Annotated in this window: 24 protein-coding genes; 10 read left to right on the top strand and 14 right to left on the bottom strand. The window is 65.3% G+C overall.

Going from position 1 to position 24,796, the window contains the following annotated elements; genetic code table 11:
- The 7 genes from A7V84_RS21685 to A7V84_RS13360 form a co-directional block, all read left to right on the top strand.
- A partial coding sequence (locus tag A7V84_RS21685) for a fimbrial protein (RefSeq protein ID WP_459562053.1) occupies positions 1–412 on the top strand: 412 nt, incomplete at its 5' end.
- A 121-nt stretch (positions 413–533) separates the two neighbouring features.
- Positions 534–1,172, top strand: a complete 639-nt coding sequence (locus tag A7V84_RS13385; RefSeq protein WP_051348249.1) for a fimbrial protein — start codon at positions 534–536, stop codon at positions 1,170–1,172.
- A gap of 111 nt (positions 1,173–1,283) precedes the next feature.
- Positions 1,284–1,910: a fimbrial protein gene (locus tag A7V84_RS13380; protein WP_127070902.1), complete on the top strand. Its 627-nt coding sequence runs from the start codon at positions 1,284–1,286 to the stop codon at positions 1,908–1,910.
- A gap of 73 nt (positions 1,911–1,983) precedes the next feature.
- The gene (locus A7V84_RS13375) at positions 1,984–2,622 is read left to right on the top strand and encodes a fimbrial protein (RefSeq protein ID WP_081976962.1); all 639 of its coding nucleotides are present in this window, start codon (positions 1,984–1,986) and stop codon (positions 2,620–2,622) included.
- Between the two features lie 265 nt (positions 2,623–2,887).
- Complete coding sequence (locus tag A7V84_RS13370; protein WP_063491591.1) at positions 2,888–3,466, top strand: fimbrial protein; 579 nt, start codon at positions 2,888–2,890, stop codon at positions 3,464–3,466.
- 74 nt (positions 3,467–3,540) lie between these two features.
- Positions 3,541–4,176 (top strand): fimbrial protein, encoded by a 636-nt coding sequence (locus A7V84_RS13365; RefSeq protein ID WP_081695046.1) that lies wholly within the window; start codon positions 3,541–3,543, stop codon positions 4,174–4,176.
- Between the two features lie 105 nt (positions 4,177–4,281).
- A complete protein-coding gene (locus A7V84_RS13360) occupies positions 4,282–4,896 on the top strand; it encodes a fimbrial protein (protein WP_127070904.1) in 615 nt (204 codons plus the stop codon).
- Here A7V84_RS13360 and A7V84_RS13355 read toward each other — a convergent pair.
- The 7 genes from A7V84_RS13355 to A7V84_RS13325 form a co-directional block, all read right to left on the bottom strand.
- Complete coding sequence (locus A7V84_RS13355) at positions 4,887–6,341, bottom strand: efflux transporter outer membrane subunit (RefSeq protein ID WP_038854820.1); 1,455 nt, start codon at positions 6,339–6,341, stop codon at positions 4,887–4,889. The two genes, A7V84_RS13360 and A7V84_RS13355, sit on opposite strands and share 10 nt — an antisense overlap.
- Positions 6,334–9,429: a multidrug efflux RND transporter permease subunit gene (locus A7V84_RS13350; protein WP_033534969.1), complete on the bottom strand. Its 3,096-nt coding sequence runs from the start codon at positions 9,427–9,429 to the stop codon at positions 6,334–6,336. Before A7V84_RS13350 ends, A7V84_RS13355 begins: the two co-directional genes overlap by 8 nt.
- A complete protein-coding gene (locus A7V84_RS13345) occupies positions 9,426–12,533 on the bottom strand; it encodes an MdtB/MuxB family multidrug efflux RND transporter permease subunit (protein WP_063491592.1) in 3,108 nt (1,035 codons plus the stop codon). Before A7V84_RS13345 ends, A7V84_RS13350 begins: the two co-directional genes overlap by 4 nt.
- Positions 12,534–12,539: 6 nt before the next feature.
- Positions 12,540–13,796 carry an MdtA/MuxA family multidrug efflux RND transporter periplasmic adaptor subunit gene (locus tag A7V84_RS13340; RefSeq protein WP_063491593.1) on the bottom strand — a complete coding sequence of 419 codons (1,257 nt, stop codon included), beginning with the start codon at positions 13,794–13,796 and terminating at the stop codon, positions 12,540–12,542.
- 188 nt (positions 13,797–13,984) lie between these two features.
- Positions 13,985–14,737 (bottom strand): cell division protein ZapD, encoded by a 753-nt coding sequence (zapD, locus tag A7V84_RS13335; protein WP_025515431.1) that lies wholly within the window; start codon positions 14,735–14,737, stop codon positions 13,985–13,987.
- A gap of 47 nt (positions 14,738–14,784) precedes the next feature.
- Positions 14,785–15,426: a dephospho-CoA kinase gene (gene coaE, locus A7V84_RS13330; protein ID WP_063491594.1), complete on the bottom strand. Its 642-nt coding sequence runs from the start codon at positions 15,424–15,426 to the stop codon at positions 14,785–14,787.
- 10 nt (positions 15,427–15,436) lie between these two features.
- Entirely contained in the window at positions 15,437–16,195 is a 759-nt protein-coding gene (locus A7V84_RS13325) for a prepilin peptidase (RefSeq protein WP_033534965.1), read from the bottom strand.
- A 136-nt stretch (positions 16,196–16,331) separates the two neighbouring features.
- Here A7V84_RS13325 and A7V84_RS13320 point away from each other — a divergent pair, with 136 nt between their 5' ends.
- Entirely contained in the window at positions 16,332–17,063 is a 732-nt protein-coding gene (locus tag A7V84_RS13320) for a copper resistance protein NlpE N-terminal domain-containing protein (RefSeq protein ID WP_025515425.1), read from the top strand.
- Here A7V84_RS13320 and A7V84_RS20780 read toward each other — a convergent pair.
- The 4 genes from A7V84_RS20780 to A7V84_RS13300 all read right to left on the bottom strand — a co-directional run bounded on the left by A7V84_RS20780 (position 16,993) and on the right by A7V84_RS13300 (position 19,446).
- Positions 16,993–17,364 (bottom strand): response regulator transcription factor, encoded by a 372-nt coding sequence (locus tag A7V84_RS20780; protein ID WP_165720825.1) that lies wholly within the window; start codon positions 17,362–17,364, stop codon positions 16,993–16,995. The two genes, A7V84_RS13320 and A7V84_RS20780, sit on opposite strands and share 71 nt — an antisense overlap.
- A 108-nt stretch (positions 17,365–17,472) precedes the next feature.
- Positions 17,473–18,315, bottom strand: a complete 843-nt coding sequence (panC, locus tag A7V84_RS13310) for a pantoate--beta-alanine ligase (protein ID WP_025515422.1) — start codon at positions 18,313–18,315, stop codon at positions 17,473–17,475.
- A 32-nt stretch (positions 18,316–18,347) separates the two neighbouring features.
- On the bottom strand, positions 18,348–19,235 hold the full coding sequence (locus A7V84_RS13305; RefSeq protein WP_025515421.1) for a segregation and condensation protein A: 888 nt from the start codon (positions 19,233–19,235) through the stop codon (positions 18,348–18,350).
- A 22-nt stretch (positions 19,236–19,257) separates the two neighbouring features.
- Complete coding sequence (locus A7V84_RS13300; protein WP_025515420.1) at positions 19,258–19,446, bottom strand: DUF3460 family protein; 189 nt, start codon at positions 19,444–19,446, stop codon at positions 19,258–19,260.
- A 115-nt stretch (positions 19,447–19,561) separates the two neighbouring features.
- Here A7V84_RS13300 and A7V84_RS13295 point away from each other — a divergent pair, with 115 nt between their 5' ends.
- Both A7V84_RS13295 and glpK read left to right on the top strand, forming a co-directional pair.
- On the top strand, positions 19,562–21,019 hold the full coding sequence (locus A7V84_RS13295; RefSeq protein ID WP_025515419.1) for a DHA2 family efflux MFS transporter permease subunit: 1,458 nt from the start codon (positions 19,562–19,564) through the stop codon (positions 21,017–21,019).
- Positions 21,006–22,514 (top strand): glycerol kinase GlpK, encoded by a 1,509-nt coding sequence (gene glpK / locus A7V84_RS13290; RefSeq protein ID WP_063491595.1) that lies wholly within the window; start codon positions 21,006–21,008, stop codon positions 22,512–22,514. The genes A7V84_RS13295 and glpK overlap by 14 nt, the downstream gene beginning before the upstream one ends.
- Before the next feature lie 12 nt (positions 22,515–22,526).
- Here the strand turns inward: glpK and A7V84_RS13285 are convergent, their stop codons facing one another.
- The 3 genes from A7V84_RS13285 to A7V84_RS13275 all read right to left on the bottom strand — a co-directional run bounded on the left by A7V84_RS13285 (position 22,527) and on the right by A7V84_RS13275 (position 24,793).
- The gene (locus tag A7V84_RS13285) at positions 22,527–22,943 is read right to left on the bottom strand and encodes a CopD family protein (RefSeq protein ID WP_063491596.1); all 417 of its coding nucleotides are present in this window, start codon (positions 22,941–22,943) and stop codon (positions 22,527–22,529) included.
- Positions 22,944–22,962: 19 nt separating this feature from the next.
- Positions 22,963–23,976 (bottom strand): Bug family tripartite tricarboxylate transporter substrate binding protein, encoded by a 1,014-nt coding sequence (locus A7V84_RS13280; RefSeq protein WP_025515415.1) that lies wholly within the window; start codon positions 23,974–23,976, stop codon positions 22,963–22,965.
- A 76-nt stretch (positions 23,977–24,052) separates the two neighbouring features.
- Complete coding sequence (locus A7V84_RS13275; protein ID WP_025515413.1) at positions 24,053–24,793, bottom strand: amino acid ABC transporter ATP-binding protein; 741 nt, start codon at positions 24,791–24,793, stop codon at positions 24,053–24,055.
- Positions 24,794–24,796 lie beyond the last annotated feature (3 nt).

Below are 24,796 nucleotides of genomic sequence, written 5' to 3'. Positions count from 1 at the left end.
GTTTTCCATCCGGCTTACCGAATGCCCTGCCAGCCTCACTGGCGAGGTCAAAGCCTATTTCGAGCCGGGCGTCACGACCGACTACGACAGTGGAGCCTTGTATGCCTATACGCCGGTCACGGGCACCGATACCAGCACGGCCGACTCACCGCTGGGCAGCATCCCGAGTCGCGGCAGTGCCACCAAGGCGGCGGACGTCGAGATCCAGTTGGCCAACACCGACGGCACGGCCATCAAGATCGGGGCGGCCACCAACTCCGCCAAAGGCAGCACCTTGGTGGCAGGGACGGGTACGGACACGAAGAAAAGCGCCACGCTGAACTATCTGGCGCGCTATTACAAAAGTGGCACGGCAACCATCACCGCCGGCAAGCTCGTCACCTATGTGACGTACAGCATCGTCTACCCCTGAACACGGCCAACGAGCAGATGGCGGCAGCGGCAAGATCGGCCATCTCTTACGTGATAAATGCGCCGGGACGGGTGTTCAACAGGTAATGATTCAAGCCCGACGAACAAATCCATGACAAGCCATGGCTCCCTCCTTGCGCACTGCCCGCCTGGGCCTGCTGACCCTGCTGCTGAGCAGCGTCCCCGCCGCCCACGCGGTCGACGGCACCATCACCATCAACGGTGAAATCACCGACTCCACCTGCAAGATCAACGGCAAGACTCCTCCTTCTGACGTCATCGTCAACTTGCCGAAAATATCCACCAGCGCCCTGAAAAACACTGGCGACAGCGCCGGCGCCACCGCCTTCACCCTCAAGCTGACGGACTGCCCCACGACACTGACTGGCGAGGTCAAAGCCTATTTTGAACCGGGCATCACGACCGACTACGACAGCGGCGCCTTGTATGCCTACACCCCGATTGCCGTTGATACCAGTACCTCCTCCTCGACACCACTGACCGGCATTCCCAGCCGCACGGGCGCCACCAAGGCCACCAACGTGGAAATCCAGCTGGCCAACACCGATGGCAAGCCGATCAAGATCGGCGCCCCCACCAACATGGCCACCGGCGTCGTGTTCAGCTCCAGCGGCAGCGGTGATGCCGCCAGAAATACCGCCACCTTGCATTACCTGGCGCGCTACTACAAAAGCGGCAGCGGCGACATTTCCCCCGGCAAGCTCATCACCTATGTAGCGTACAGCATCGCCTACCCATAAACCCCCGCCAGACTACAGACGGCGTCAGCAGCAATCTCGCCCATCTCCCACGCGGAAAACCAGCCATGACAGTTAATGATTCAACCTTGGCCCCTTACTGCGTGGAACACCATGGCACGTTATCTGCATCCAACCCGCCTGGCCCTGATGCTCTTGCTATCGGCGAACCTGCCCACCGCGCATGCGGTCGACGGCACCATCACCATCAATGGCGAGATCACCGAGACCACCTGCAAGATCAATGGCAATGCACCCCCTAAGAATGTCATCGTCAACTTACCCAAGATTTCCACCACAGCCCTGAAAAACAAGGGCGACACGGCCGGCGCGACCCTGTTCACACTGGAACTGACGGACTGCCCCGAATCCCTGTCAGGCACCGTCAAGGCGTATTTCGAGCCAGGCATCACCACCGACTACAGCAGCGGCGATTTGTACGCCTATACCTATAGCGCCAGTATCGACACGACCAGCAGCAGCACAACGGGAACCGCCATCCCCAGCCGCAGCTCGGCAACCAAGGCCAGCAATGTGGAGATTCAGCTGGCCAACACCGATGGCACGGCCATCAAGGTGGGCGACGATGCCAGCAAGGCCAAAGGCGCCACGCTGGTCGCCGCAGACAGCAAGAAAAAAGCCACCCTGCGCTATCTGGCTCGCTACATCAAAAGCGGCGATGGGACGGTCACGACGGGCAAACTCGTGACCTATGTGCAGTACAGCATCGTCTATCCCTGAACGCCACGACCGGTGCAGATATCCGGCTTCGGAATCGGCATCTTCCGAAGCCGGCCAGGGTAATGATGCCAACATGAAAACGCAGCAACCCCCAACCTCCGCCCCCGGCTGGCCGGTACGGCTGGCCTGCCTGAGCCTGGCCCTGGCCCCCTTCTCATCCGCCCTCGCCGTGGACGGCACCATCACCATCAACGGCGAAATCATCGATTCGACCTGCAAGATCAATGGCAAGAACGCGCCGGTCGATTTCATCGTCAACCTGCCCAAGATCTCCACCAGCGCACTGCCCAAGAAAGGCGACGTCGCGGGCGCCACGCTATTTGTGCTGACCCTGACCGAATGCCCCGCATCCCTGACCGGCGAGGTCAAGGCGCATTTCGAGCCAGGCGTCACCACCGACTACGCCACCGGCAATCTGTACGCCTACAAGGAAACCACCGTCAAGACGACGGCCGAGAGCAGTATCCCGAACGACCGCGCAACCGCCATGAAGGCCGAAAACGTGGAAATCCAGCTCGCCAACACCGATGGCAGCGCCATCAATATCGGCGCACCCGACAGCAAGGCCAAGGGCGTCACCTTGCAAAATGGCAGCGACAGCAAGAAAACGGCCACGTTGCGCTATCTGGCCCAGTACATCAAGAGCGGCGAAAGCGCCATCACCCCGGGCAAGCTCGTGACCTACGTGCAGTACTCCATCGTCTACCCCTGAGGCCTGCGGGACACGGCAAGGATGGCACGCCCGGCATGGCCAACTGATAACAGACGGCACAAATCCAGATCGCCCGCAGGTCTGCTTCTCTGCAGCGGCGTTTTCCGCGGCAGCGCCTAACGGGAGCCAAGCAAGGAAAAGAACCACACCCTAGACGGACATTTCTGTGCATGGCGCGCTAAATAATCACTTATCTGACGCCCGGGGCACGAGGCCCCCCCTGCCCTGGCGCAATCCGCAATTGAAGCAGCCATTGAAGCACTGAATGCGTAAACCTCTTGAATGCGTCAAGCTCGGCACCGCTGCCCTGGCCGTGGACGGCACCATCACCATCAACGGCGAGATCATCGACCAGACCTGCAAGATCAATGGCGCGGATCCTCCCGCCCACATCCTGGTCACCCTGCCCAAGATCGCCGCCACGGCCCTCAAGGACAAGGGCGACGTGGCGGGAGCCACTGTCTTTCTCATCAAGCTGACCGAATGCCCGAGCTCTCTCACCGGCGAAGTGAAGGCGCACTTCGAGCCAGGCCCGACCACCGACTACGACAGCGGCAATCTCTATGCCTACGTCAACAGCACCAGCGCAGCCATGACCAAGGCCAGCGCCATCCCCGAGAACCAGGCCAGCCAGACCAAGACCAGCAACGTGGAAATCCAGCTCGCCAATACCGACGGCACGCCCATCAAGATCGGCGCGTCTGACAGCAAGGCCCAAGGCGCCACGCTGGCCAGCCAGGCGGCCACGTTGCGCTACCTGGCGCGCTACATCAAAAGCGGCGATGGCAGCGTTGGCGCCGGCAGGCTGGTCACCTATGTGAATTACAGCATCGTCTACCCCTGAACCCGATACTGGGGTTCACCTTATTCACGCATGGATCAGCCCCGTCCGAAGCCCGAACGGGTAATGATGGCGAAATGAAAACGCCGCGACTCTCCCTGTCCCCTGACGGCTGGCCCATCCGGCTGGCCTGTCTCAGCCTGGCCCTCGCCCCTCTCGCCCCGGCGCTGGCCGTCGATGGCACCATCACCATCGACGGCGAGATCACCGAGCAGACCTGCAAGATCAACAACATGGCCCCACCGTCCGATATGCTGGTCAACCTGCCCAAGATTTCCACCACGGCCCTCAAAAACAAGGGCGATGTGGCTGGCGCCACGATGTTCGAGATCAAGCTGACCGAGTGTCCGGAAGCGCTCAGCGGCAACGTCAAAGCCTATTTCGAGCCCAGCGCCACGGTCGATCTGACGACCGGAAACCTTCATGCCTATACCAACGGCGATAGCGCGGCGACCATCCAGAACAAACTTCCCGACGTCTCCAGCAAGGGCAAGGCCAGCAATGTGCAGATCCAGCTGGCCAACGCCGATGGCAGCACGATCCGCATCGGCAACACGGACAGCGGCGCTCAGGGTGTGCCGCTGACGGCGGCCACGGATGGCAAGAAGACCGCCACCTTGCGTTATCTGGCGCGCTACATCAAGACCGAGTCCGCCGCGGTGAGCGCGGGCCGCATCGTGGCCTATGTGCAATACAGCATCCAGTATCCCTGATCCTGCAGGACCGGGAGTCCGGCGTGCGACAGAAATCTCGGAAACAAGCTGCACAGGGAATCGGTTAACTATTCCTTGTCCTGCTATCGGCTCCGGCCGTCATCCATGAAATCGTTACGCTTACCTGCTCCGCTGTGTCTTCTGGCCCTGTTCTGCGCTGCGCCGGCGCTGGCCGTGGACGGCACCATCACCATCACCGGCGAGATCACCGACCAGACCTGTAAGATCGACGGCAACCTGCCGCCGCACAACATCATGGTGACACTGCCCCGGATCGGCACCTCGGCGCTGCGCAACAACGGCGACACTGCCGGCGCAACCGTCTTTACCATCCGCGTAACTGACTGTCCGTCCGCACTGGCGGGCCAGCTCAAGCTCTACTTCGAACCCGGCTCGACCACCGACTACGGCACCGGAAACCTGATCGCCTACAAGGAAGCCGCTCCCAGCGAAGCCGCTGGCAGCATCCCGGACCGCGCCTCCGCCATGGTGTTCCAGAGCGTGCAGATCCAGCTGGCCAATCTGGACGGCAGCACCATCCGGCTGGGCGAGCCCCTGGCCACCCAGAACGTCAAATCGGTCGCACTGGTGACCACCAGCGGGGCGACCACCAAAGAGGCCACCTTGCGCTATCTGGCGCGTTATGTGCGCATATCGGACAACGCCCTTAACGCTGGCAAGGTCCTGAGCTACGTGCAATACAGTGTGGTCTATCCCTGAGGTCCGGGTAGTGCAGGCGGCTCGGCCGCCGACGCCGCCAGCCCCTCCCAGCCGCCGCCGAGCGCCGCGATCAGCTGCACGCTGGCGATCAGGCGGTTGCCCATCAGGCTGATGGCGCTGCGCTCGTTGTTCAGCGCGGTGGTTTCGACCACCGATACACTGAGGTAATCGACCAGGCCCGCTTCGTACTGGTTGCGCGTCAGCCGCAAGGACTCACGCGCCGACTCTAGCGCCAGGCGTTGCACGTCCTGCTCCTGTTCGAGCACTCGCAACTGCACCAGATAGTCTTCGACCTCCCGCAGGGCGGTCAGCACCGATTGCCGGTAGGCCGCCGCCTGTGCGTCGTAGCCGGCCCGCGCCGAGGCCACCCGCGCCTCGCGCGCGCCACCGTCGAAGATCGTCAGGGCCAGAGCCGGGCCCAGCGACCAGAAGCGCGCCGGCGCGGTCAACCATTCCGCGAACTGACCGTGGCGAAACCCGCCAGAGGCCGACAACGTCAGATCCGGAAACCAGGCCGCCTGGGCCACCCCGATCTGCGCATTGGCGGAAGCGGCGCGCCGCTCAGCCGCCGCCACATCGGGACGGCGCTCCAGCAAGGTCGAAGGCAGGCCGACCGGGATCGCCGGAACCTGCTGGCTGAACGCCGTGGCCGGCAGGTCGAACTGCGACGGCGCCGACCCCACCAGCACGGCGATGGCATGCTCGTACTGGCCGCGCTGCCAGGCCAGGTCCACCAGCTGGGCGCGCGTACTCTCCAGCTGGGTCTGGGCGACGGCGACGTCTGCCTTGCCGACCACCCCAACCTCGTAACGGTTGCGGGTCAGCTGCAGAGAACGCTCGTAGGCCTTGACCGTCGCCTCCAGCAGGCGCTTCTGTTCATCCAGCACCCGCAGCTGGAAATAATTCTGGGCCAGAGAAGCCTGGGCCGAGAGACGCGTGGCGGCCAGATCGGCAGCGCCGGCGGCCTCGTCGGCACGGCTGGCTTCTACCTCACGGCGCACCCGCCCCCATAGATCGGCCTCCCAACTGACATTGCCGGTCAGCGAGTACTGCCGCGTGCTGCTCCCCGACCCCGACGACGATCCGCCACCCGAACGGGTCACGCCGGCGTTGCTGCCCACGGTCGGCATGAAACCGGCGCGCGCCACGCCCACCAGGGCCTGCGCCTGACGGTAATTGGCCTCGGCCTGGGCGATGGTCTGGTTGGCCTCGTTCAGGCGCTGCATCAGCTCATCCAGCACACTGTCGCCATAGATGCGCCACCACTGGCCGCGCGCCGCCATGTCGGCCGGTCGGGCCGGCTTCCAGCCCTCGACGGCCTGCCCCTCCTTGAAGGCGGTCCCGATATCGATCTCGGGGCGCTGATAGTCGGGGCCGACGGCGCAGCCAGCCAACACCAGCGTGACGGCCAGACTCAGGAAGGAGGAAGGAAAAGACTTAGGCATCATGGGTAGCAGAGGCGACGCGCCAGCGGCGGCGAGCCCAGTGACGGAATCGATCCAGATAAAGATAGACCACCGGGGTGGTGTACAGCGTCAACACCTGGCTGACGATCAGCCCGCCGACGATGGTGATGCCCAGCGGGCGACGCATCTCGACGCCGGCGCCCGTGGCCAGCACCAGAGGCAAGGCACCGAAGATCGCCGCCAGCGTGGTCATCATGATGGGGCGGAAACGCGTCAGGCAGGCCTGATAGATGGCCTCTTGCGGCGCCATCGCCTGGCTGCGCTCGGCGGCCAGGGCAAAATCCACCATCATGATGGCATTCTTTTTGACAATGCCGATCAACAGGAACACACCGATCAGGGCGATCAGGGTGAATTCGGTATCCAGCGCCATCAGCGCCAGCAGCGCGCCCACCCCGGCCGAAGGCAGGGTCGACAGAATGGTCAGGGGATGCACCAGGCTTTCGTAGAGAATGCCCAGCACGATATACATCGCCACCAAGGCCGCCAGAATCAGCCATGGCTGGCGGTTGAGGGTTTTCTGCAGCTCGGCAGCCGTGCCCTGGAAGCCCGCCTGAATCTGGTCGGAGGGCAGCCCGATGGCTGCCACGGCGCGGTCAATGGCCTGGATCGCCTGCTCCAGCGATACGCCGGGCGCGGTCGAGAAGGAAATGGTGTCGGCCACGAACAGGCCCTGGTGATTCACGCTCAGCGGGGTATTGCCGACCTCCAGACGCGCAAAGGCGGCCAGCGGCACCCGGCTGCCATCGGCCGCCACCACGTGCAGCTGCTTGAGCGACTCGGCATCCTCGGCAAACTTGGGATCCACGCCCATCACCACGTGATACTGGTTGAGCGGCCCGTACATCACCGAGACCTGGCGCTGACTGTAGGAGTTGTTGAGCACGGCGGCGATGGAGGCCATGTCGATGCCCAAGCGGGTGGCCGCATCCCGGTCGATCACCAGTTTGATCTGACGGCCCTTGTCTTCGCTGTCCAGGTCGACGTCGGTGATCTCCGGCAGTTCGGCCATGGCGCGCTGCACCTTGGGCATCCAGGCGCGCAACAAGGACAGATCGCCGCTCATCAGGGTGTAGTCATAAGAGCCCGAACTCTGCCGCCCGCCGATGCGGATGTCCTGCTGCGAGACCAGAAACAGCTGCGCGCCCGGTTCGCGCTGCAGCCGTCCGCGCAAGCGGTTGATGACGGCATCGGCGCTCACGCCACGCTCGGCCAGCGGTTTGAGCTGGATCATCATGAAGCTGCTGTTGCTGCCGCCGCGCCCGCCCGCGTAGGCAGTCACGCTCTGGACGGCGGGATCGGCCAGCATGATCTTGCGGAAATACTCCAGCTTGGGCACCGTGCCCTGAAACGACGTTCCCTGGTCGACCCTGAAAAATCCCAGCAACTGGCCTGTGTCTTGCTGCGGCATGAAACCCTTGGGCACCGCCCCGTACAGATAGACGTTCAGGGCGATGGTGCCGGCCAGCAGCAGCATCATCAGGCGGCCATGGCGCAGCGCCCACCGCAAAGAGGTGGCATACCCCCGGTGCATGCCGTCCAGGCGACGCGCAAACCAGCCGCCCAGGCTGCGCGGCGACGCCGGCGGCTCGGGGCGCAGCATGTGGGCGCACATCATCGGTGTAAGCGTCAGCGAAACCACCAGCGACACCAGGATGGCGGCCGACAGGGTCACGGCGAATTCACTGAAGAGCCGCCCCACCACGCCGCCCATCAGCAGGATGGGAATGAACACCGCCACCAGCGACAGGCTCATGGAGAGCACCGTGAAGCCCACCTCGCGCGCGCCGCGCAGCGCCGCACGCAGCGGCGGGACGCCCCGCTCGACGTGGCGCATGATGTTCTCCAGCACCACGATGGCATCATCGACCACGAAGCCGGTGGCCACGATCAGCGCCATGAGCGACATGGTGTTGAGCGTGTAGCCGCAGAAATACATGAGGGTGAAGGTACCGATGAGCGAAACCGGCACCGCCACCGAAGGGATGAAGGCCGCCCGCCAGCGACGCAGGAACATCAGCACCACCATCACCACCAGGCCGACCGCGATCACCAGCGTCAGCTCGGCCTCGTGCAGCGAGGCGCGGATGCTGGGGCTGCGATCCTGAGCCACGGCCAGATCGACGTCGCCGGGCAGGAAGGCCGCCAGTTGCGGCAGCTGCGCGCGCACGGCATCCACCGTCTCGATGATGTTGGCGTCGGCCTGGCGCCGCACGATCAGCAGAATGGCCTTGCTGTCGTTGTAGAACCCGGTCTGGAACAGGTCTTCGACCGAGTCTTCGACCGTGGCCACATCCGACAGGCGCACCGGCGCACCATCGACCCAGGCGACGATCAGCGGCCGGTATTGTTCGGCCCGGCTGAGCTGGTCGCTGGCCAGGATCTGCCAATGATGCTGGTCGTTCTCGAGCAGACCCTTGGGGCGCAGCGCATTGGCGCTGGACAGGGTCTGGCGCACCTGATCCAGCGACACGCCCCGGTTGGACAGCGCGCCCGGATTCAGGGTCACGCGCACTGCCGGCAGCGAACTGCCTCCGACGGTCACCTCGCCCACACCGTCGACCTGGGCCAGCTTCTGCGCGACGATGGTGGACGCCAGGTCGTAGAGCTGGCCCTGGGATAGCGTGCTGGACGTCATGGCCAGCGTCAGGATGGGGGCTGCCGACGGGTTGGCCTTGTGATAGGTAGGGTTGCTGCGCAAGCCGGTGGGCAGCAGCGAGCGTGCCGCGTTGATGGCGGCCTGCACATCGCGCGCCGCCCCGTCAATATCGCGTGAGAGGTCGAATTGCAGCGTGATCCGGGTCGAGCCTTGCGAACTGCGCGACGTCATCTCGGTTACGCCGGCAATGCTGCCCAGCGAACGCTCCAGCGGCGTGGCCACGCTGGAAGCCATGGTTTCCGGGCTCGCGCCCGGCAGACTGGCCGAGACCGAAATGGTCGGGATATCCACCTGCGGCAACGGCGCCACGGGCAGGAAGCGATATGCCAGCAGGCCCACCAGCACGACTGCCAGCGCCAGCAAGGTCGTGGCGACCGGACGCAGGATGAAGGGGGCCGACAGATTCATGCAGAGGCCCTGGCGGACAACGGATCTTTGCGGCGGTGCGCCAGTCGGTCGAACATCAGATAGATCACCGGCGTCGTGAACAGGGTCAGCACCTGGCTGAGCAACAGCCCGCCCACCATCACCAGCCCCAGCGGCTGGCGCAGCTCGGCGCCCGTTCCGGAGGAGAGCATCAGGGGCAAGGCCCCGAAAAGCGCAGCCAGCGTGGTCATCAGGATGGGCCGAAAGCGCAGCAGCGCGGCCTGGTGGATCGCGGCCTGCGGCGACATGCCCTGCTTGCGTTCGGCCTCCAGGGCAAAGTCGATCATCATGATGGCGTTCTTCTTGACGATGCCGATCAGCAGGATGATGCCGATGATGCCGATCATGTCCAGGTCGGTGCCTGTCAACAGCAGCGCCAGCAGCGCGCCCACCCCCGCAGAGGGCAGCGTGGACAGGATGGTCACCGGATGGATGAAACTCTCGTAGAGCACACCCAGCACGATATACATGGTCACGATGGCCGCCAGGATCAGCCAGAGCGTGCTGGACATGGAGCCCTCGAACGCCAGCGCCGCGCCCTGAAAGCGCGTATCGATGGCGGCAGGCATGCCGATCTCGTGCTCGGCGGCGGCAATGGCCTGCACCGCCTCCGACAGCGATGCCCCAGGCGCCAGGTTGAACGACACCGTCACCATCGGAAACTGGTCCAGACGTGCGATCGCCAGCACCGTGTGGCCTTCGGTAATACGGGCCACGGACGACAGCGGCACCTGCCCGCCATTGGCGGTCGGCACATGGATCTGGCCCAGGGCGCTGGCATCGCGGCGGAACTGGGGCAAGACCTCCAGCACCACGCGATACTGGTTCGACTGAGTGAAGATGGTGGAGATCAGGCGCTGGCCGAAGGCGTCGTAAAGCACTTCGTCGATGGTCGCCGCCGTGATGCCCAGCCGGGAGGCCGCATCGCGGTCGATCTCGACCCAGGTGCGCAGCCCCTGATCCTGCAGGTCATGGCTCACGTCGGCCAGCAGCGGGATCTGCCGCAAGCGCTGCACCAGCTTCGGCGCCCAGGCGCTCAGCTCGGCCAGATCCGGATTGGACAACGTCATCTGGTACTGCGTACGCGCCACCCGGTCTTCGATGGTGAGATCCTGCACCGGCTGAACGTACAGCGTCATGCCGTTGTGCATCTGCGCCACGCTCTGCTGCAGGCGCCGCATGACGTCAGGCATGGCGCTGCTGCGCTCGGCCTGCGGCTTGAGGGCGATCTGCATGCGGCCGGTATTCAGGGTGGCGTTGCTGCCATCGACCCCGATGAACGACGACACGGCCGCCACATCCGGGTCCTCGGCCACCTTGGCGGCCACTTCGCGCTGGCGCTGCGACATGGCGACAAACGAAATGCTCTGCGGCGCCTCGGTAATGCCCTGCAGCAAGCCAGTGTCCTGCTGCGGAAAGAAGCCCTTGGGCACCAGGATGTACAGCAACACCGTCAGGGCCAGCGTGGCAACGGCCACCACCAACGTGAGGGGCTGGTGGCGCAGCACCACCTTGAGCAGGCGATCGTAGCCGGCGATCAACCGGTCGATCTGCGCCCCGCTCCAGCGATGGAAACGGCCCTCGACCCGCTCATCCTCGCGCTTGAGCAGGCGGGCGCACATCATGGGCGTGAGCGTCAGCGAAATGGCCAGCGAAATCAGGATCGCCACCGCCAGCGTGACGGCGAACTCGCGAAACAGCCGTCCCACCACGTCCTGCATGAACAGCAGCGGGATCAGCACCGCGATCAGCGACAGCGTCAGCGACACCAGCGTGAAGCCGATCTCGGCCGCCCCCTTGAGCGAGGCGCGCATGGGCGACTCGCCCTGCTCGATATGCCGCGCGATATTCTCGATCATGACGATGGCGTCGTCGACCACGAAACCGGTGGCGATGGTCAGCGCCATGAGCGTCAGGTTGTTGATGCTGAAGCCGGCCAGATACATCACCCCGAAGGTGCCGATCAGCGACAGTGGCACCACCACGCTGGGGATGAAGGTCGCGGTGGCGCTGCGCAGGAACACAAAGGTCACCAGCACCACCAGGCCAATGGCCATCAGCATCTCGTGCTGCACATCGCGTACCGAGTCGCGGATGGTCTGGGTGCGGTCCGCCACGATCTGCAGGTCGAGGGTAGCCGGCAGGGCGCTGCGCAATTGCGGCAGCATGGCGCGGATGCGGTCGACCACGTCGATGACGTTGGCGCCCGGCTGTCGCTGTACGTTCAGCAGGATCGCCGGCTCGCCGCCCACCCAGGCCGCCTGGCGGACGTCTTCGGCTGCCTCGACCGCCTGCGCCACATCCGACAGGCGCAGGGGCGCACCGTTCTTGTAGGCGAGGATCAGGCTGTTGTAGTCGGTCGGCGTCTTGAGTTGGTCGTTCGCATCGATGGTGGTCGAACGCAAGGGGCCGTCCAGATTGCCCTTGGGTTGGTTGACGTTGGCGCCCACCACGGCGCTGCGCAATTCCGACAGGCTCATTCCGGCTGCGGCCAGCGCCTGCGGGTTGACCTGCACGCGCACCGCAGGGCGCTGCCCGCCAGCCACGCTCACCAAGCCCACGCCCGGCACCTGGGAGAGCTTCTGCGCCATCCGGGTATCGACCAGATCCCGCACCTTGGGCAACGGCACTGTGGGCGAGGTGATGGCCAGGGTCAGCACGGCGGCATCGGCCGGATTGACCTTGTTGTAGACCGGCGGCACCGGCAGATCATTGGGCAGCAAATTGGAGGCCGCATTGATGGCCGCCTGCACCTGCTGCTCGCCCACATCCAGCGGCAGGTCCAGCCCGAACTGCAGGGTGATGACCGAAGCCCCGCCGGAACTGATGGACGACATCTGCTTGAGCCCCGGCATCTGGCCGAACTGACGCTCCAGCGGCGAGGTGACCAGCGACGTCATGACATCGGGACTGGCGCCCGGATACAGCGTCACCACCTGGATGGTGGGATAGTCCACTTCGGGCAGCGCCGAGACCGGCAACAGCCGGTAGGCGATCAGGCCGGCGATCAGGCCGGCGATCAGGATGGCCACCATCGACAGCACGGTGGCGATCGGCCTCAGGATGAAAAGGCGCGACAGATTCACGGCGCCTTACCGGGTGGAGGCAGGGCGCAGGCTGCCCGGCTCGCCAGCAGCCTGCGCCGCGGTGGCGGGCGGCGCATCCGCGGCCGGGCGGCTCACCTGCACCTTGGTGCCGGCGCGCAGGCGATCCGTGCCCTCGACCACCACACGGTCGCCGGCCTGCAGGCCCTTGTTGACCGCGACCCAGGCGCCATTGATGGCGCCCAGCTCCACCGGCCGCACCTCGACGGTATCGTCGGCCTGCACCAGAAAGACATAGCTCCCGATGGACCCTTGCTGCACGGCCGCGACTGGTATGGCGGTGACATCGGGACGCGTTTCCACCAGCAGATGCACATTCACGAACTGGTTGGGGAAAAGCGCCTGGTCGGCATTCTCGAAGCGTGCCTTGAGTTTCACGGTGCCCGTGGCCACATCGATCTGGTTGTCTACGGTTTCCAGCACGCCGCTGGCCACCAGCTCGGTGTCGCTGCGGTCATAGGCCTGCACCACCGGCTGGCGACCGGCGCGCAATTGCGCCAGCACCTGTGGCAGCTGGGTCTCCGGCAAGGAAAACACCACCGCGATCGGTTCGGTCTGGGTAATCACCACCAGCCCGTTGGCGTCGCCGCTGGAGACCAGGTTGCCCTGATCCACCAGCCTCAGCCCCAAGCGTCCGCTGATCGGCGCCGTGATATTCGAATAAGTCAGGTTCAGGCGGGCGCTGTCCACCGCCGCCTGATCACTCTTGACCAGCCCTTCGTACTGGCGCACCAGTGCGGCCTGCGTGTCCAGTTGCTGGCGCGCGATCGAATCCTGCTTGAGCAGGGTCTGGTAGCGCTTGAGGTCGCGCCGCGCATTCTCCAGTTGCGCCAGATTCTGCTGCTGCTGCCCGAGGGCCTGCGCCAGCGCCACCTCGTAAGGACGCGGATCGACCTGGGCCAACAGGTCGCCCGCCTTGACGGTCTGCCCCTCGGTGAAGGCCACCTTGACCAGCTCACCGCTGACCTGGCTGCGTACCACCACCGTGTTGTAGGCCGTGACCGTGCCCAGGGCGCGCAACACGATCTCGATATCCTGGCTGCGCGCGGCCTCGACCTTGACCGGGATGGCCATGTTCATCAGGGAGGCCGGCCCGCCCGGCCCGCGCGGTCCACGCGCTCCTGCCGCAGGCTGGGCGGGCTTGAAGACGATCCAGGCGATGCCGGCGAGCACGGCAAGCAGCACCAGGATGAGCAACAGCCGGCGACGACGCACAGGCGCTTGAACGGACGACGATTCAGACATGGGGCGCAACCACGAAAGCCCGTGGAGAAAGAAGGGACAGGGAGCAGCTATTCTCCCTCAGACCGCTTCCTTGCGGCAGGGTTCTTGCCGGCTTCTGAAATGGAGCGCAACAGGTATGAAGCGTTTTAATGCGTCCCTATATTTGGAACGCTGCTATTGCCCCGTGCGGGGCGCGCCGGCCAGCCGCCTCAGGCCGCACACAAGGCCATCTCGAACCCGACATTGCGGCAGATCTGCTGCGGCTTGAGTTCGCCGCTCTGTGCGGAGAAACGAATCCACACCATGTACTTGTTGGCGCTGATCTCGGGAAAACAGCCGGGTTCCGGGTCAACCCAGACGCGCAACAGCTGATAGACCTTGCCGCCCAGCATCTGCTGGTAGGCGCCGGCCTCGGCCAAGGCCTCGGTGCGATGACCGGCGCCGCGCAACAGGCGCAGCACCAGCGTCAGGCCATCCTGCAGCGCCTGAAAAGGCTGGATCCAGCTTCTCAGATCTGCCAGCCGCTGGGCTTCGGGGCGGTTCTGCCAGGCGTGATAGGAAGGCATGTCCATCTGGGTGGCGCCGCCCGGCACGCTGAAGCGACCCCGCAGGCTGCCGAGCCATTCGTTCTCGCGCAGCACCTGCCCCGTCTTGCCGACGACCGACAAGGCCGCAAACACGCGCTCCAGTTCCTGGAGCATGGACTCGAGGGCGTCCTGGGCCACACCGGGATGATCGCGCAATCCGCCAAGCGCCAGACGCTGGCGCTCAAGATCCTGAAGCACCGCGCCTTTCATGTCGGTGCGCTCGCAAATGTCCAGAATATCGAACAACGTCGTCATCGCCACCTGATGCAGGCGGTGGTCTCCTGCGCCGGAGAAAAACACCAGGCGGTCAAAGAGATACTCCAGCCGCAGATAGGCCCGGATACGTTCGTTGAAGGGATATTCGTAAAGAGTCACGCTGGCAACAAGCCCGTCTGAGATCGGCCGGCAGGCCGGGGTTGTGGTCAAGAATGGCCGGCCGCCGGTTCCTGCGGCCGTCCCTGTCCGCTAGCCATGGACAGATAACGCGTATGCAGATGTCGGGTCCGCGCCAGCAGGGTATCCGTCGTGGTGTTGCCATCGTTGACGATGACATCATCGGCGGCTGCCAGACGGGTCGCTCGCGCGGCCTGTGCTGCCATGATACGCCTGATGACGGCCTCCGTCAGCCCGCTGCGTTGCTGCACGCGGGCGACCTGGGTTTCCGGGTCGCAATCGACGACGCAGATGCGATCGACCTGCTTGCGCCAACGCCCCGACTCTACCAGCAAGGGCACGACGAACACCAGATAGCACCCCTGCGCGCCGGCCACCGCCAGGCGCGTCTGCTCGCCGATCAGGGGATGCAGAATGCCTTCGAGACGCGTGCGCGCGGCCGGTTCGAGAAAGACATGCGCGCGCATCCAGTCGCGATCCATGGCGCCATCGGCACGCAAGGCCTGCGCGCCGAATGCCTCTGCGATGGCGGGCATCGCCAGCCCCCCGGGCTGGGTCAGCGCATGCGCAATGGCGTCCGTGTCGATGACCGACGCGCCCCACTCCGCCAACCTGTCGGCCACCCAGGTCTTGCCCGAGCCGATACCGCCGGTCAAACCTATTTTCAACATGCTTGCCTCATCAAAACCATGCCAGCCCGTCAGGCCGCCACCACAATACGCACACACCGGCCAGGGCAAGACAGGGTGCAAACGGCTGCGGCCTGTCGTGGCCGCGGCGCACGCGATCCCACACCCCCACCGCCACCCCGAGCAGGCTGGACAGCAACAGGACCGGCAACAGCATCTCCACGCCCAGCCAGGCGCCCAGCGCGGCCATCAGCTTGAAGTCGCCCTGACCCATGCCCTCGCGACCCGTGATGCGTCGAAAGGCCTGGAAAAACAGCCACAGAAAACCATAACCCACCACAAGCCCCGCCAGGGCATGGATAGGCGGCGCAAATGCACCACCCAGATTGACCAGCAGGCCAGCCCACATCAGCGGCAGGGTCAGCATGTCCGGCAACAGATAGCTGCGCCAGTCTATCCAGGCCATCAGGGCCAGCGCCAGGCAATACGCCATGGCAGCCCAGGCCAGCCAGCCCATCCCGTAGCGCCACAGGCAACCGCCGAACAGCGCCGCGAGCAACAGTTCGGGCCAGGGCGTAGTCCAGCCGGCCCGGCGGCGCAGCCGTCGCGACGTCAGCCGCCACCCGATGCCCGGGCAGGCGCGCGGCCAACCCGCCGGGCGCGCTGCCGGCGCCACCCGCGCCGCTTCCTGCCCGCGCCAGCGTCGCCGCAGCACCGCGGGCACGCAATGACTCCAGAGCGCCAACAACCCGCCCAGCGAAAAGCCGGCCAGCAAAGCCAGCGCAACGAGGGGAATAGCGGCAGGCAGCATGGTGCAAAACGCTCCGGGATCAACGGACAGGCAGACACGGCATATGGCTGCGGCACCCCTCGCCGCCGCCACGATACCGGTTCCTGGTAATCGTGCGTAAAATCATGACAGATCAACCTAACTCGGACACGCCGCCATGCCAGCCCCAGTGTTTGCCCCCCGCCTTCGCCCCGCCCTGCTGACCGGCACGGTCGTGACGGCGCTTTTCATGGCCGGCTGTGCCCAGCAGCGCAGCGAGGGTTACTACAACCCGCCCGGCGAAAGCACGCTTACCGATGCCCAATCGCAGGCGCAAGGCGCCGGCCACCGCAGCGTGCTGCATGCGCCCTCGCAGGTGCAGATCGCGCTCAAGCCGCGCCAGCCCGGAGGCTCGGCGGCGGTCTCCAGCCCCACCAGCACCAACAACGAAGGCGTGGCGCCGCCCGAGGCCGGGGCCACCGTGGCCGACCCGGCGCCGACGCCGCCGCCCGGTCCCAAGGCCCTGATCCCGCAGGCCCAGACCTTCCAGGGCACCCTGCCTTGCCTGACGCCCGAGCTGAACTGCGACGCCCAGCGCATTACCCTGACGCTGGCGCCCAATGCCCAATGGCGCGCCCGTATCGCCTACCTGGACGGCCACCCCAAGGCGGACACCCCCACTTACGAACAAGGCTGCTGGGACGTGCTGCCAGAGCGCCCGCCGCGCGTGCTGCTGCTGGACAGGCAGGGCAATCTGCGCGCCGACCTGGCGATGCCCCAGAACAACACGCTGCGCGTGCGCTCGGTCAATGGCCGCACGCCCAACCTGAACTACACCCTCACTCGCCAGCCGGATCTGGATCCGATCGCCGAACTGAAAGACTCGCCGGACCTGCGCTGCAGCCGCTGAGCGTATCGCAGCCTGCCCCCGCGGCAGGCGCGCCGGGCTCGCCCGGCGCCGGCTCGGCCAGGCTGGCGAGCCGGTGGGGGCACATATGGCACAGCAGTTCAAGGGCGTTGCGCACGCCCAGTTTGCGAAACACCCGCGCCCGGTGGGCCTCCACGGTACGCATGGAAATGCCCAGCTCTATGGCGATGACCTTGTTGGCCCGGCCACGGGCCAGATAATCCAGGACCTCGCGCTCACGCGGTGTGAGGCCGCCCCGGCAGGCGGTGTGCAGAAAGACAAGAGGAGTGGGAGAGGGGCGCATATCGACAAAGTTGCAATCCAGTATTGCAACCCAGTCTCGCAGCCCCGCTGCGGGCCGGCCATCTGATCATTCCGAGGCCAGACCGCTTTTGCGACATTGCCGCGTGCGTCAGATTTCGAGGTTGTCGATCAGGCGCGTCGCCCCAAGACGGGCGGCAGCCAGCACCACCAGCGGCTCCCGGGCGTCGAAATCGGCCGCCAGCGGCGCCTTGAGGTCGCGCTGGCGGCGCAGCGAAACGTAATCCACATCCCAGCCACGATCGGCCAGCGCCTGGCGCGCCTGACCTTCCAGGGCGATCACGTCGCGCGCCCCATCGAGCACGCGCTGGCGCAGCTCGCCCAGCTCGGCGTACAGGCGCGGCGCTTCGGCACGCTCGTCGGCCGTGAGGTAGCGATTGCGCGAGGACAGCGCCAGGCCATCGCTGGCCCGCACGGTTTCGTGCGCCAGGATCTCGATGGGCAGCTGGAACTGGCGACACATGGCGCGCACGATCATCAGTTGCTGGTAATCCTTTTTGCCGAACACCGCCACGCGCGGCTGGACACAGGACAGCAGCTTGAGCACCACGGTGCACACACCCTGGAAGAATCCGGGGCGAAACTCGCCTTCCAGAATATCGCCGAGGTCGTCGGGCGGCAGCACGCGATAGCTTTGCGGCTCGGGGTACATCTCGCGCTCATCGGGCGCGAACACCATGTAGACGTCGCGCTCGCGCTCCATCTTCTCGACGTCGGCCTGCAGCGTGCGCGGGTAGCGATCGAAGTCTTCGTTGGGACCGAACTGCAGGCGATTGACGAAAATGCTGGTGACGACAGGATCGCCATGCTGGCGCGCCAGTTTCATCAGCGCCAGATGGCCCTCGTGCAGATTGCCCATGGTGGGCACGAACGCGATGCGGTTCTGGCCGCGCAGGTGATCGCGCAGATCCTGGATGGTATGGACGACTTTCAAGAAAATTTCTCCGCAATCGGGAATGCCGCGCCTCAGGCTTCGGCCGTGACGCTGGTATAGGCCAGCCGCACGTAGATCGGCGCGTAGGGTTCGGCCTGGGTAATGTCGAGCAGGGATTCGCGCGCCAGCTCCAGCATGGCAATGAAGTGCACCACCACCACGGCCACCGGCGCGCCCTCGGCAATACGTTCGAGGAACAGCTCGGTGAACTCCATGAAGCGCACATCATTCAGACGCCGCAGGATATGCGTCATGTGATCACGCACGGAAAGCTGTTCGCGGGTGATGTGGTGATGCTGGTTGAGGCGGGCGCGCTTGATGATATCGGCCCAGGCCAGACGCAGATCCTCGACCGTGACGTCGGGCATCATGCGCTCGACGCTGATCTCAGCCACGCCCTGAGCGCGCTGGAAGTCGCGCCCCAGCTGCGGGATCGCGTCCAGCTGCTTGGCAGCCAGCTTCATCTGCTCGTATTCGAGCAGGCGGCGCACCAGTTCGGCGCGTGGGTCCTCGGCTTCCTCGCCGGTATCGCTCTTTTTGACCGGCAACAGCATGCGCGACTTGATCTCGATCAGCATGGCCGCCATCAGCAGGTATTCGGCGGCCAGTTCGAGATTGTGCACCCGGATCTGCTCCACATAGGAGAGATACTGGCGCGTGACATCCGCCATCGGGATGTCCAGCACATTGAAGTTCTGTTTTCGGATCAGGTAGAGCAGCAGATCCAGCGGCCCTTCGAAGGCCTCGAGAAAGATCTCCAGGGCATCGGGCGGGATATAAAGGTCGGTCGGAAGCTGGAACAGCGGCTCGCCGTACAGGCGTGCAAACGCCACGCTGTCCACGGTGTCCGGCGTGCTGTCGACCGAGGGCTGGACCAGGGCATCCAGGTCGCCCTCAGGAATCATCGCATTCTGCGACATGCGAACCCGCCGCTGCCAGGGATCAGTCTGCCTGGTAGACGTACGGTTTCTGCGGGACGCGAGCTGCGCGGAAACCCTCCTGCAGTTCGGTGTCCTGGGCCTTGTCCCAGAGGCGGGCGCGGCCTTCGCGCTGACGCTCCTCGGTGCCGGGATGGTCGGCCTTGTATTCCTTCAGAAACTTGGTGATCTCGGATTCGTAATTGTTGGCCATGGCGCAAGCAGGCAAGAAGGTTGGCGGAATGGCCCATAGTGTACTGTAGCCCGCGCTGCTGCCGGTCTCGGACGAGGTTACAATCGAGCGGGCCTCCCCAGCTGCCGCCCCCCTCATGTCCGCAGAACCTGCCTCAGCCGCCGCATCCCTTTCCGCCACTGATCGCAAGGCTGCCCGGGCAGCGCGCATGATCCCCTTCATTGTGGGCTGCGCCCTGTTCATGCAGATGCTGGACGCCACCGTCGTGGCCACGGCGCTGCCCGCCATGGCGGCCGCGCTAGGCTCGACCCCGGTGCGCCTGAATGTGGCGATCACCTCCTATCTGCTGGCGGTCGCGGTCTTCGTGCCGGTCAGTGGCTGGGCCGCAGACCGTTTCGGCGCGCGGCGCGTATTCATCATCGCAATCGGACTGTTCTCCTTGAGTTCGGTCGCCTGCGCCCTGTCTCAGAACCTTTCCCAACTGGTGCTGGCCCGCATCGTGCAGGGCATGGCCGGCGCCATGATGGTGCCGGTCGGACGGGTGATCCTGTTGCGCACGGTGCCCAAGGAAGGCCTGCTCAAGGCCATGTCCTTTCTTTCCATCCCCGCACTGATGGGCCCGGTCATCGGTCCGCCGCTGGGCGGCTTCATGGTCACCTATATGTCATGGCACTGGATCTTCCTGATCAACGTGCCCATCGGGATCATCGGGATTTTCCTGGTGCTGCGCTTCATCGAGGAAATCCGCCTGGAGAACACCCCCCGCCTGGATACCCTGGGGTTCATCCTGAGCGGCATCTGCCTGGCAGCCCTGGTCAGCGGCTTCGAAGCGCTGGGGCACGGCCTGCTCGAACCGCTGATGCTGGCCTCGCTGCTGGGCGGCGGCCTGCTTTGCGGCCTGTTCTACCTGTGGCACGCCCGACGCGCCGCGCACCCCATCCTGGATCTGTCGCTGCTGCGTATCCCGACTTTTGCCATTTCCACCCTGGGCGGCAATCTGTGCCGCTTCGCCGTGGGCGCGGTGCCCTTTCTGCTGGCCATGCTGCTGCAGGTGGGTTTCGGGCTGTCGCCGTTCTCGGCCGGCCTGATCACTTTCGCCAGTGCCGCCGGCGCCCTGCTGATGAAGTTCGTCGCCACGCCGATCGTCCAACGCTTCGGATTTCGTCGCGTACTGACCGTCAACGCCGTGCTGACTGGCGTATTCGTGGCCTGTTGCGCCTTTTTCACCGCGCAGACACCCGTCTGGCTGATGATCCTGATCCTGCTGGTGGGCGGCTTCTTCCGTTCCCTGCAATTTACCGGGGTCAACACGCTGGCCTATGCCGACATCCCGCCGGAGCGCATGAGCAGCGCCAGCAGCTTCTCGGCCATGGCCCAGCAACTAGGCATCAGCCTGGGCGTCGGGACCGCCGCCATCAGCCTGAACCTGAGTATGATGGCCCGGGGCGACACCCACCTCGAAGTCCCGGACGTCATCGTGGCATTTGTCGTCATCGGTGTGCTGTGCGCGCTGTCCACTTTGTCTTTCCGCCGCCTGGCGCCAGACGCGGGCGAGCAGCTCAACCGCAACAAGGCCCAGAATGACGACAAATGACTATGTCCTGGCCCTGGACCAGGGAACCACGAGTTCGCGAGCCATCGTTTTTGACCGTGGCGGGGCGGTGCGCGGCATAGGCCAGCGCGAGTTCCATCAGTACTATCCGCAGCCCGGCTGGGTCGAGCACGACCCCATGGACATCTGGCACAGCCAGCTCGAAGTCGCACGCGAGGCGCTGCGCAATGCCGGCATCTACGCCGCCGACCTGGCCGCCATCGGCATTACCAACCAACGTGAAACCACCCTGCTGTGGGAGCGCGCCACAGGCCGGCCGCTGGCGCGCGCCATCGTCTGGCAGGACCGGCGCACTGCCGCCCTGTGCGAACAATTGCGCGCCGACGGCCATGCCGACTGGCTGCAGCAGCGCACCGGCCTGGTGCTGGACGCCTACTTCTCCGGGACCAAGCTGGCCTGGCTGCTGGAGCACACCCCCGGCGCGCGCGAGGCTGCCGAACGCGGCGAACTGGCCTTCGGCACGGTAGACACCTGGCTGGTCTGGCAGCTCACCGGCGGCGCGGTACACAGCACCGACCCCAGCAATGCCTCGCGCACCCTGATGTACGATCTGCACACGCAGGACTGGAACGACGACATCCTGGCCCTGCTGAACATCCCGCGTTCGGTGCTGCCCGGCATCGCTCCCAGCAGCGCCGTGGTGGGCCACAGCATCGCCGACTGCCTGGGCGGGCCGGTGCCCATCGCCGGCGTGGCCGGCGACCAGCAGGCCGCCACCTTCGGGCAGGCCTGCTTCACGCCCGGCATGGCCAAGAACACCTATGGCACAGGGTGCTTCATGCTGATGAACGTCGGCAACGCTCCGGTGCCTTCGCACAACCAGCTGCTGGCCACCATGGGCTGGACCCTGCCCGGCGCCGGCGCCACCTACATGCTGGAAGGCGGCGTATTCATGGCCGGCGCAGCCGTGCAGTGGCTGCGCGACGGCCTGGGCATCATCCAGCGCTCGGCCGACGTGGAAGCGCTCGCCGCCAGCGTGGCCGATACCGACGATGTCTTCCTGGTGCCCGCCTTTGCCGGGCTGGGCGCGCCCTACTGGGATCCTTACGCCCGTGGCACCCTGGTGGGCATGACCCGGGGCACCACCCGGGCGCACATTGCCCGCGCCACCCTGGAATCGATTGCCCTCCAAAGCGCCGAGCTGCTGGCCTGCATGAATGCCGACAGCGGCATCGCGCTGTCGCAGCTGCGCGTCGATGGCGGCGCCGCACGCAACGACCTGCTGATGCAGATGCAGGCCGATCTGCTGGGCGTGCCGGTGGTCCGCCCGCGTGTGGCTGAGTCGACCGCGCGCGGCGCGGCCGGTCTGGCCGGTCTGGCGGTGGGTTTCTGGAGCGAGCTGGACGAATTCGCCAGCCAATGGGAAGTCGAGCAGGTGTTCGAGCCGCAATGGCCCGAGGCGCAACGTCAGGCGCGCCTGGCGCGCTGGCAGCAGGCGGTGGCCCTGTCGCGCGGCTGGAACCGCCCGCAACCCTGACGCCGGCCGCCCTCAGAAGAAAGGTTTGACCACCGCCAGCATGATGACCATGACGGCCAGCAGGAAGGCCAGCGCCCCCGACAGACCCATCCAGCCGGGCGGGCGGTAGTCGACGTCGCGAGCCAGCCGTCCCAGTACACGGGTCTGCCACAGCTGCAGCACCGTCAGCACGGCCACCAGGCCCATCTTGACGTCCAGCCAGGGCTGGCCCAGCCAGCCCACCATCTTGGCCATCACCAGGCCGAACACCCAGGTCAGCACCATCGCGGGCAACACCAGGCGGCGGTTCCATCTGACCAGCCCCGCCAGCGAACCTGGCTGGCGGTTGGCGCTGGCGAAACCATTGGTCGAAGAAAGCAGCAACAGGCCGAGGACCCAGGTGGTGATCGCCAGGATGTGCAACATCCTGACGCTGGAATACAGCAACATCGGGCCGATCCCTGCGGGGTCAGTTCAGGCTGGCGCCCGAGGCCTTGACGATTTCCTGGTACTTGTCTTTCTCGGTTTTGACGAAGTCGCGGAACGCCTCGGTGGACATGGGCGCCTGCTCCGAGCCCATGATGAGCAGACGCTCACGCACCTCGGGCCGCTGCATCGCCTGCGCATAGGCCTGGTTGAGTTTCTCGACCACCGGAGCCGGCGCGCCACCGGTCGTGAAGACGCCGAACCAGGTGCCCAGGTCGAAGTCCTTTACGCCGGCTTCCTGCACGGTCGGCACATCGGCCAGCAAGGAAGAGCGCTGGGCAGTGGTCACCGCCAGCGCCTTGACCTTGCCGTCCTTGATGAGCGGCGCAGCGGCGGCCAGATTGTCGAACATGAAGTCGGACTGGCCTGCCAGCAGGGCAAGCTGAGCCGGTGCGGCGCCCTGATAGGGCACGTGGACGGCATCGATGCCGGCGCGGGCTTTGAGCAGTTCGCCCGACAGGTGGCCTGCGCTGCCATTGCCACCCGAGCCGTAATTCAGGCTGCCGGGGTGCTTCTTGGCATAGTCGAGCAGATCAGCCAGGCTGTTGATGCGGTGGCGCTGCGCGAAATCAACGTTCATGACCAGCACATTGGGCACCGAGGCCACAATGGTGACCGGCTCGAAGTCCTGGATCGGATCAAAGGGCAGGTTGGCGAACAGGAAAGGGTTGATGGCGTGCGTCGCCACCGCGCCCATCACCAGGGTGTAGCCGTCCGGCGTAGCCTTGGCAACGAAATCCGCGCCGATGTTGCCGCCTGCTCCCGCCTTGTTCTCGACCACCACCGGCTGCCCCAGGGAGTCGCGCACCTTCTCGGCCAGCAGGCGGGCCATGGTGTCCAGCGGACCGCCGGGCGGATACGGCACGATGAAACGCAATGGCTTGGAGGGATAGTCGGTCTGGGCGGCTACGGGCGCCATCAGCGCACAGCTGGCAGCCAGGGCCACGGCGCCGCCAAGCAGCGCACGGCGCGTGGCGGACACGAAAGAGCGGGGCATCAGAGTCTCCGGGCAGGAAAAAGGGCAGCCGCCGGGGATGGCGGTGCCCGTAGCATAACGCAGCGCTTGCCCAAGCCTAGTGCAGGATCTGGCTCAGGAAGAGCTGGGTGCGTTCGTTCTGAGGGTTGTCAAAGAAAGCATCGGGCGTATTCTGCTCGATGATCTCGCCACGATCCATGAAGATCACGCGGTTGGCCACTTTGCGCGCAAACCCCATTTCGTGGGTCACGCAAAGCATGGTCATGCCGCTTTCCTGGGCCAGGCTGACCATCACGTCGAGCACCTCCTTGACCATCTCCGGGTCGAGTGCCGAAGTCGGCTCGTCGAACAGCATGATCTTGGGGCTCATGCACAGGGACCGGGCGATGGCCACGCGCTGCTGCTGGCCGCCGGAGAGCTGGCCGGGAAATTTGTGCGCCTGATCGGGGATACGCACCCGCTCGAGGTACTTCATGGCGGTGGCCTCGGCTTCGGCGCGCGGTTTCTTCAGCACCCACACCGGGCCAAGCGTGAGGTTCTCCAGCACCGTCAGGTGGGGAAACAGGTTGAAGTGCTGGAAGACCATCCCGACATCCTTGCGGATGGTCTCGATGTGCTTGAGGTCGTTGGTCAGCTCGGTGCCATCGACGATGATCCTGCCCTTCTGGTGCTCTTCAAGCCGGTTGATGCAGCGGATCATGGTCGACTTGCCCGACCCCGAAGGGCCGCAGATCACGATGCGTTCGCCCGGCGCCACGTCCAGGTTGATGTTGCGCAGCACGTGAAACTGGCCATACCACTTATTGACGTCCTGCAGGCGGATGATGGCATCTGACATGCC

Source organism: Bordetella trematum, from assembly GCF_900078335.1.
Classification (GTDB): domain Bacteria; phylum Pseudomonadota; class Gammaproteobacteria; order Burkholderiales; family Burkholderiaceae_B; genus Bordetella; species Bordetella trematum.
This window is presented reverse-complemented; position numbering and strand designations above follow the sequence as displayed.

Excerpts from the sequence above, each read along its gene's own strand:
- A7V84_RS13380 (WP_127070902.1), top strand. The coding sequence starts at position 1,284 with ATGGCACGTTATCTGCATCCAACCCGCCTGGCCCTGATGCTCTTGCTA.
- A7V84_RS13305 (WP_025515421.1), bottom strand. The coding sequence starts at position 19,235 with ATGTCGCAGAATGCGATGATTCCTGAGGGCGACCTGGATGCCCTGGTC.
- A7V84_RS20780 (WP_165720825.1), bottom strand. The coding sequence starts at position 17,364 with ATGCGCCCCTCTCCCACTCCTCTTGTCTTTCTGCACACCGCCTGCCGG.
- A7V84_RS13370 (WP_063491591.1), top strand. The coding sequence starts at position 2,888 with ATGCGTAAACCTCTTGAATGCGTCAAGCTCGGCACCGCTGCCCTGGCC.
- glpK (WP_063491595.1), top strand. The coding sequence starts at position 21,006 with ATGACGACAAATGACTATGTCCTGGCCCTGGACCAGGGAACCACGAGT.
- A7V84_RS13365 (WP_081695046.1), top strand. The coding sequence starts at position 3,541 with ATGAAAACGCCGCGACTCTCCCTGTCCCCTGACGGCTGGCCCATCCGG.
- coaE (WP_063491594.1), bottom strand. The coding sequence starts at position 15,426 with ATGTTGAAAATAGGTTTGACCGGCGGTATCGGCTCGGGCAAGACCTGG.
- A7V84_RS13340 (WP_063491593.1), bottom strand. The coding sequence starts at position 13,796 with ATGTCTGAATCGTCGTCCGTTCAAGCGCCTGTGCGTCGTCGCCGGCTG.
- A7V84_RS13300 (WP_025515420.1), bottom strand. The coding sequence starts at position 19,446 with ATGGCCAACAATTACGAATCCGAGATCACCAAGTTTCTGAAGGAATAC.
- A7V84_RS13360 (WP_127070904.1), top strand. The coding sequence starts at position 4,282 with ATGAAATCGTTACGCTTACCTGCTCCGCTGTGTCTTCTGGCCCTGTTC.
- A7V84_RS13350 (WP_033534969.1), bottom strand. The coding sequence starts at position 9,429 with ATGAATCTGTCGGCCCCCTTCATCCTGCGTCCGGTCGCCACGACCTTG.
- A7V84_RS13325 (WP_033534965.1), bottom strand. The coding sequence starts at position 16,195 with ATGCTGCCTGCCGCTATTCCCCTCGTTGCGCTGGCTTTGCTGGCCGGC.
- A7V84_RS13385 (WP_051348249.1), top strand. The coding sequence starts at position 534 with ATGGCTCCCTCCTTGCGCACTGCCCGCCTGGGCCTGCTGACCCTGCTG.
- A7V84_RS13285 (WP_063491596.1), bottom strand. The coding sequence starts at position 22,943 with ATGTTGCTGTATTCCAGCGTCAGGATGTTGCACATCCTGGCGATCACC.
- A7V84_RS13320 (WP_025515425.1), top strand. The coding sequence starts at position 16,332 with ATGCCAGCCCCAGTGTTTGCCCCCCGCCTTCGCCCCGCCCTGCTGACC.
- A7V84_RS13295 (WP_025515419.1), top strand. The coding sequence starts at position 19,562 with ATGTCCGCAGAACCTGCCTCAGCCGCCGCATCCCTTTCCGCCACTGAT.
- A7V84_RS13355 (WP_038854820.1), bottom strand. The coding sequence starts at position 6,341 with ATGCCTAAGTCTTTTCCTTCCTCCTTCCTGAGTCTGGCCGTCACGCTG.
- A7V84_RS13375 (WP_081976962.1), top strand. The coding sequence starts at position 1,984 with ATGAAAACGCAGCAACCCCCAACCTCCGCCCCCGGCTGGCCGGTACGG.
- A7V84_RS13275 (WP_025515413.1), bottom strand. The coding sequence starts at position 24,793 with ATGTCAGATGCCATCATCCGCCTGCAGGACGTCAATAAGTGGTATGGC.
- A7V84_RS13280 (WP_025515415.1), bottom strand. The coding sequence starts at position 23,976 with ATGCCCCGCTCTTTCGTGTCCGCCACGCGCCGTGCGCTGCTTGGCGGC.